At 63.7% G+C, this 6,497-nt stretch carries 7 protein-coding genes; 6 read left to right on the top strand and 1 reads right to left on the bottom strand.

Features of this window, described 5'->3' with window-relative positions; all coding sequences use genetic code 11:
* Nucleotides 1–13 precede the first annotated feature (13 nt).
* Nucleotides 14–1,246, bottom strand: coding sequence for an MFS transporter (locus ACVOLQ_RS17885; RefSeq protein WP_481528827.1), 1,233 nt, complete (start codon nt 1,244–1,246; stop codon nt 14–16).
* Between the two features lie 141 nt (nt 1,247–1,387).
* On the opposite strand from ACVOLQ_RS17885, the gene ACVOLQ_RS17890 reads away from it, so the two are divergent.
* The 6 genes from ACVOLQ_RS17890 to ACVOLQ_RS17915 all read left to right on the top strand — a co-directional run bounded on the left by ACVOLQ_RS17890 (nt 1,388) and on the right by ACVOLQ_RS17915 (nt 6,199).
* Nucleotides 1,388–1,696, top strand: a complete 309-nt coding sequence (locus ACVOLQ_RS17890; protein WP_303747969.1) for a hypothetical protein — start codon at nt 1,388–1,390, stop codon at nt 1,694–1,696.
* 20 nt (nt 1,697–1,716) lie between these two features.
* Nucleotides 1,717–2,559 carry an SDR family NAD(P)-dependent oxidoreductase gene (locus tag ACVOLQ_RS17895; RefSeq protein ID WP_481528828.1) on the top strand — a complete coding sequence of 281 codons (843 nt, stop codon included), beginning with the start codon at nt 1,717–1,719 and terminating at the stop codon, nt 2,557–2,559.
* A 135-nt stretch (nt 2,560–2,694) separates the two neighbouring features.
* Nucleotides 2,695–3,561 carry a polysaccharide deacetylase family protein gene (locus ACVOLQ_RS17900; RefSeq protein WP_481528829.1) on the top strand — a complete coding sequence of 289 codons (867 nt, stop codon included), beginning with the start codon at nt 2,695–2,697 and terminating at the stop codon, nt 3,559–3,561.
* Nucleotides 3,558–4,412 carry an HpcH/HpaI aldolase/citrate lyase family protein gene (locus tag ACVOLQ_RS17905; RefSeq protein WP_481528830.1) on the top strand — a complete coding sequence of 285 codons (855 nt, stop codon included), beginning with the start codon at nt 3,558–3,560 and terminating at the stop codon, nt 4,410–4,412. The genes ACVOLQ_RS17900 and ACVOLQ_RS17905 overlap by 4 nt, the downstream gene beginning before the upstream one ends.
* Before the next feature lie 88 nt (nt 4,413–4,500).
* On the top strand, nt 4,501–5,019 hold the full coding sequence (locus ACVOLQ_RS17910; RefSeq protein WP_312370942.1) for a MaoC family dehydratase: 519 nt from the start codon (nt 4,501–4,503) through the stop codon (nt 5,017–5,019).
* 10 nt (nt 5,020–5,029) lie between these two features.
* The gene (locus tag ACVOLQ_RS17915) at nt 5,030–6,199 is read left to right on the top strand and encodes an acyl-CoA dehydrogenase family protein (protein ID WP_313173252.1); all 1,170 of its coding nucleotides are present in this window, start codon (nt 5,030–5,032) and stop codon (nt 6,197–6,199) included.
* Nucleotides 6,200–6,497 lie beyond the last annotated feature (298 nt).

Consider the following 6,497-nt stretch of genomic DNA (forward strand, 5'->3'; position numbering starts at 1 on the left):
GCAGTAGTGGGGATCAGGCAGCCGAAGCGCGCGCGCGTTCGTCGCGCACCAGCGTTGCGGCCAGCAGGGCCAGCACGATCAGCGCGCAGATCAGGCTGAAAGCAATGTGGTAGCTCTTGGTGATGTCGAAGATCTTGGCCGTTACCCAGATGCCGAGGCCGGCGGTGGTCGCATCGAGCAGGGTGATGGTGCCGAGGATCTTGCCGGCCGAACTCAAGCCGAAGGCGTTGACCGCCAGCAGCTGGATCATTGTGTACAGGCCACCCCAGCCCAGGCCGAAGAGGGCCAGCGAATACCAGATCAGGTCGGCGCGCATCGTTGCCAGGATCAGCGCACCGGCAGCCATGATGCTCAGGTTGAGCAGGAATACGCGCTTGGCCGGCAATACGTCGGCGAGGAAGCCGAAGATGAATTTGCCGACCATCGCCAGGCCGAACATCAGGCCCAGGCCGTTGCCAGCGGTGGCCGGTTCGAAGCCCAGGTCGCGCATGTGCAGGAACAGGTTGGAGGCTACCGCCATGATCGAGAAGAAGGTGGTCATCGCCACGAAGGCCAGCACCCAGAAGGTGCGGGTACGCATTGCCTGTTGGTAGCTCAGGTCCGGGAGCGAGGCGGCGGCCGGCTTGCCTGCTGCCGCCTTGGCGGCCAGCGTATCCGCGCCCCAGGGCTGGATACCGCCCGGGCGCGGGCTGCGCACGAACAGGAAAGCAATGACCAGGAAGGCCAGCGGAATCGCGGCTTCCCACAGCAGCGCAGCGCGCCAGTCCATGCTCTGCATCAAGTGCACGCCGAGCTTGGGGAACACCATGCCGCCGAGGCTGGTACCAACCAGGGCAATGCCGATCGCGGTGCCGCGATGGGTGGCAAACCACTGCGAGACGAAGATCACCGCGACGTTCAGGCCGGCGGCGACCAGCACCGCGGCAAAGCCGACGTGGATCCAGTACAGGTGGGCCAGCGAGTGGATGTGCGCATAAGCCGCATACAGCGCCGCCAGCAGCGCGATACCCGCCAGCACCAGCTTGCGCGGGCCGACCTTGTCGATCAGTGCACCCAGGAACGGTGCCATCCAGCCGGCCAGCACCAGGGTAATCAGGTCGCGCAGCTTGAGCTCGCTGCGGCTCCAACCGAAGTCCTTGAGCAGGGATTCGTCAAAGGCGGTCAGGCCGGTCACGGTCAAGCCGTTGGAGACCAGCAACACCAACATTCCCACTACCGCCATCAACCACGGGTAATAACGCTTCATCAAAGCACCTCAATCGTTTGGGTTACGGCAGGTAGATACGCCGGTGGGGGATTTCCGCCGCCGGCGTTGACCGGGGACGAATGGCATGCCTACACTTTGTCCGGACAAAGTGTGCCACAGTCTTTTACCTGGGAGGAAGCCATGCAAACCGTGATCGTCCTGTTCAACCTCAAAGCCGGGGTCAGCCGTGAGGAATACGAGGCCTGGGCACGTGCCAGCGACCTGCCGGTGGTCAATGCGCTGCCGTCGGTGGAGAAGTTCGAGGTACTCAAGGCCAGCGGTCTGTTGATTGGTGAAGGCAGCTCCCCGTACGACTACATCGAGCTGATGCGCATTCCGGACATGGCTGCGTTCGGCGCTGACCTCGCTGATCCGGCGGTGCAGGCCGGTGCAGCGCAGTTCCAGCAATACGCTGACAATCCGTTGTTCATCCTCACCAGCGCGCTGTAAGCGCACAAGGAACATTGGTCATGGCTCGTTTCCCCGAATTGCAGGGCAAGGTCGCACTTATCACCGGCGCTGGGCGCCGCGCCGGCCTGGGCGAAGGCATTGCCCGCCGCCTGCTGCAGGAAGGCTGCAAGGTGGTGTTGACCGATATCGGCCAGGTGCGTGGCGCCGAAATGCCGGTCACCGCGGTCGGCACCGACGAGGAGTTGGCGCAGGTGGCCGCCGAGCTGGCTGCCAGCAGCGGCGGCGAATGCGTGGCGATGGCCCTGGACGTGCTGGAAGAGGCGCAGGTGGAGGCGGTGGTCAAGGCCACGGTCGAACGCTTCGGCCGCCTGGACATCCTGGTCAACAACGCCGGCATTGGCTATCTGATGAAGTCGCTGGTCGACATCGAGGCCAAGGAATGGGACGCGGTGCTGGGTGTGAACCTGCGCGGCGCCTTCCTGACCATCAAGCATGCCGGCCGGCAGATGATCGCCCAGGGCGGCGGCCGCATCGTCAACATCGCCTCGCAGGCGGCCAAGTCGGCGTTCCCGCATGCAGCGGCCTATTGCTCGTCCAAGCATGGCCTGGTCGGCCTGACCCGGGTGGCATCGCTGGAACTGGCCGGACACGGCATCAACGTCAATGCGGTCTGCCCCAACCACGTCACCACCGGCCTGGGCGCGTGGCAGAACGAATACTTCGCCGAGAAGCAGGGCAAGAGCGTGGAGCAGTACCTGGCCGACATGCGCGCGCGCATTCCGGCAGGTCGTCCCGGCCTGGCCTCGGACACTGCGGCGGCAACGGCCTTCCTGTGTTCGGACGATGCGGTCTACATCACCGGTGAGGCGATCAATGTCTCCGGTGGTGAGGAGAACCATTGAGGTAAAGACTTTTCCAGAAAGATTTTCAGATCGTCATTCCCGCGGACGCGGGAATGACGGCACAAGAGTAGAAGCAGCAAAGCAGAAGCAGCAAAGCACACCACCACGCACCCCCATAAACGTACCGAGATTGCCATGTCCAAACCCGTCTACCAGTGGCCCAACAACGCACGCCTGGCCTTGTCGGTGGTCGTCAACGTCGAAGAGCTGTCCGAGTACAACGTCGGCCAGGGTGACAAGATCACCGAGCCGGTGGACGAGCTGCATGTAACCCTGTCCAAGCCGATGCGCAATTACGGCAACGAATCCAATTACCGCTACGGCGTCAATGAAGGCCATGCGCGCGTGGCCGCGCTGCTGGAAAGGTACAACGTCACCAGCACCTATACCGCTGCCGCGGTGTCGCTGGAGCGTGCCCCGGAAATCGCCGACTACCTGCGTGGCAGCCGCCATGAGGTGTGCTCGCACGGCCACCGCTGGATCCACCAGTTCCGCTTCAACGAGGAACAGGAACGCCAGTTCATCCGCGATGCCGCTGACAGCATCGAGAAGACCACCGGCGTGCGTCCGGTCGGCTGGCTGTCGCGCTACCTGCATACCGCCTCCACCCGCCGCCTGCTGCAGGAAGAAGGCTTCCTGTACCACATGGACGACTACTCGGCCGATGCGCCGTTCTGGGGTGAGGTCGATGGCAGCGACACGCCGATGATCGTGGTGCCGTACCAGCTCGATACCAACGACATGAAGATGTGGGTGGCGCCGTCCTACCTGCCCAAGGACTGGCTGGACTACGCCATCGACAGCTTCGACACGCTGTACGCCGAAGGCGAGCACAGCCCCAAGGTGATGTCGCTGGGTCTGCACCTGCGCATCATCGGCCGCCCGGGCCGCATCGGCGCGTTCGAGAAGTTCCTGCAGTACGTCGCGCAGAAGCCGGGCACCTGGTATGCCACCCGCCGGCAGATCGCCGAGCACTTCGCCAGCCAGGTGGGTGCGGCATGAGCGCAGCACTGAGCACGCCGCGCCGCTGCCTGCTGTTCGTGCCGGGCTCGCGCCCGGAGCGTTACGCCAAGGCCGTGGCGACCGGCGCCGACCAGGTCTGCATCGATCTGGAAGATGCGGTTGCGCCGGCTGACAAGGAAAGCGCACGCGCCTCGCTGTTCGCCTTCCTTGCCGCGCTGCCGCAGACCCGCAGCGAGATCGGCCTGCGCATCAATCCGCTGTCCAGCGCGTTGGGCCAGGCGGATCTGCAGGCACTGGCCGCCTCCGGCCTGAAGCCGGCCTTCGTGATGCTGCCCAAGGTTGAAACCGTGGCCGAGCTGCAGCAGGCCGATGCCGCGCTGGCAGCCATCGATACCGTCTTCATCGCCCAGATCGAAACCCCGAAGGGACTGCTGGATGCACGCGCGCTGGCCACCGCCATCCCGCGCCTGCAGGCACTGATGTTTGGTGGCTTCGACTACATCGTTGCGTTGCGTGGCCGCGCCAGCTGGGAGAGCTTCTTCCATCCGCGCGTGCAGCTGGCAACGATTGCCGCCGAAGCCGGCGTCGGCTGCATGGACGTGCCCTACCTCGACATCAAGGACGAAGCCGGCCTGGTCGAGGAAACCGAGCGCGTGATCGACCTCGGCTTCACCGCCAAGGCCGCCATCCACCCGGCCCAGGTCGACCCCATCCAGAACGCCTATCTCCCCACCGCCGCCGAGTACGACCGCGCCCAGCGCGTGGTTGCCGCGCTGGCGGCCAGCGGCGGCGAGGCCATCCAGCTCGACGGCAAGCTGGTGGACCGCCCCATCGAAATCGCAGCCGAGCGTGCCATCGCGCTCGGTGCGCTCGGCGTCCGCGCCGGCTGAGCACACCGCTTCATTGAACGCCTGATCACACCCCTCTTTGACCAAGCTGCGCCCAGCGCAGCCCAACCCGCACCAAAAGGACATTGTCATGGTTCAGAACGTCAAGCAGATCTCCGAAAACCGCTTCCGCGAAACCTTCGGCCGTTACTACGAAGAGTTCAATGTTGGCGACATCTACGAGCACCGCCCCGGCCGCTCCATCACCGAAACCGACAACACCTGGTTCACCCTGCTGACGATGAACACCCATCCGATGCACTTCGACAAGGAGTACGCCAAGGCTTCGGAGTTCGGCAAGGTGATCGTCTGCTCGCCGTTCACGGTGGCCCTGATGGTCGGCATGAGCGTCACCGACGTCAGCCAGAAGGCCGTGGCCAACCTGGGCTGGAGCGACATCAAGATGACCCACCCGCTGTTCGTCGGCGACACCCTGGTGGCCGAGTCCAAGGTGCTGGACAAGCGCGAATCCAAGTCGCGCCCGGGCGCCGGCATCGTCACCGTGCAGACCGACGGTTTCAACCAGGACGGCAAGCTGATCTGCAGCTTCAGCCGCACCATGCTGATCGCCAAGCGCGGCCACTCGGTGGAAGACAAGGTCAACTACTGAGGAGCCGATGATGAGCACCGAACTGGAACAACTGTGGGGCCCGGACGAAGAGCAGGCATTGCTCGACTCGATTGACAACTGGGTGGAGAAATCCGTCGCGCCCATCGCACAGGAGTACGACCAGGAAGACAAGTACCCGCATCACCTCGTTGAGGAGATGAAGGACCTGGGCCTGTTCGGTGCCACCATTTCGCCCGAATACGGCGGCCTGGGCCTGCCGGCGCGCATCTACGCCAAGATCGTGATCAAGGTATCGGCAGTGTGGATGGCGCCGACCGGCATCTTCAACTCGCACCTGATCATGGCCGCGGCCATCGAGCGTTGCGGTACCGAAGAACAGAAGCGCAAATACCTGCCGCGCATGGCCACCGGCGAGCTGCGTGGCTCGTTGGGCCTGACCGAGCCCAACGCCGGCACCGACCTGCAGGCGATCCGCAGCGTTGCCAAGCGCGAGGGTGACCATTACGTCATCAATGGCGCCAAGACCTGGATCACCAATTCCATGTATGGCGACATGGTGTTGCTGCTGGTCAAGACCGACCCGGAGGCGCAGCCGCGCCACAAGGGCATGACCATGTTCATCGCCGAGAAGGGCGAGGGCTTCATCGTCGCCAAGAAGCTGAAGAAGTCCGGCTACCGCGCCATCGACACCTGCGAGCTGGTGTTCCAGGACTACAAGGTGTCGGCCGACTGCATGTTGGGCGGCGTTGAAGGCCAGGGCTTCCAGCACGCCGTGGGCGGCCTGGAGCTGGGCCGCATTAACGTGGCCGCACGTGGCTGTGGCATCGCCGAAGGCGCGCTGCGCCTGTCGGTGCGTTATGCGCAGGAGCGCATGACCTTTGGCAAGCCGATTGCCGAGCACCAGGCCATCCAGCTCAAGCTGGGCGAGATGGCGGCCAAGGTGGAGGCATCCAAGCTGCTGATCGAGAGCGCCGCCAACGCCTACGACAAGGGTCTTCGCTGCGACATGGAAGCCGGCATGGCCAAGTACTTCGCCACCGAGACCGGCGCTTACTGTGCGCAGGAAGGCATGCGCATCTTTGGCGGCTACAGCTATTCGGTGGAGTACGACATCGAGCGTTTCTATCGCGACGCCATGTTGATGTGCATTGGTGAAGGTACCAACGAAATGCAGCGCATCATCATCGCCAAGCAGCTGGTGGCAAGAAACAAGATCTAACGCTCAAAGCCCCTCTCCCTCCGGGAGAGGGGTTGGGGTGAGGCAAGCTCTACAAGCAGAGCAAGAAGTCTCAAAGCCCCTCTCCCGCCTGCGGGAGAGGGGTTGGGGTGAGGGGAAGCTCTACAAGCAAAAGCTGCAGAGCTCCCCCTCATCCGCCCTTCGGGCACCTTCTCCCGCATGCGGGAGAAGGGACAAAGCAATAGCAATAGCAACAGCCAAAGCCAAAGCCAAAGCCAAAGCAAACCCCAAAGCCAAACCCAACGCCGAACCATAACCCGAACCAGACACGTAAGCCGAA

The sequence above is a fragment of the Stenotrophomonas sp. STEN031 genome, assembly GCF_056759975.1.

Bases quoted from the DNA above. Each gene is read 5' to 3' on its own strand.
- ACVOLQ_RS17885 (WP_481528827.1), bottom strand. From the start codon at position 1,246: ATGAAGCGTTATTACCCGTGGTTGATGGCGGTAGTGGGAATGTTGGTG.
- ACVOLQ_RS17890 (WP_303747969.1), top strand. From the start codon at position 1,388: ATGCAAACCGTGATCGTCCTGTTCAACCTCAAAGCCGGGGTCAGCCGT.
- ACVOLQ_RS17895 (WP_481528828.1), top strand. From the start codon at position 1,717: ATGGCTCGTTTCCCCGAATTGCAGGGCAAGGTCGCACTTATCACCGGC.
- ACVOLQ_RS17900 (WP_481528829.1), top strand. From the start codon at position 2,695: ATGTCCAAACCCGTCTACCAGTGGCCCAACAACGCACGCCTGGCCTTG.
- ACVOLQ_RS17905 (WP_481528830.1), top strand. From the start codon at position 3,558: ATGAGCGCAGCACTGAGCACGCCGCGCCGCTGCCTGCTGTTCGTGCCG.
- ACVOLQ_RS17910 (WP_312370942.1), top strand. From the start codon at position 4,501: ATGGTTCAGAACGTCAAGCAGATCTCCGAAAACCGCTTCCGCGAAACC.
- ACVOLQ_RS17915 (WP_313173252.1), top strand. From the start codon at position 5,030: ATGAGCACCGAACTGGAACAACTGTGGGGCCCGGACGAAGAGCAGGCA.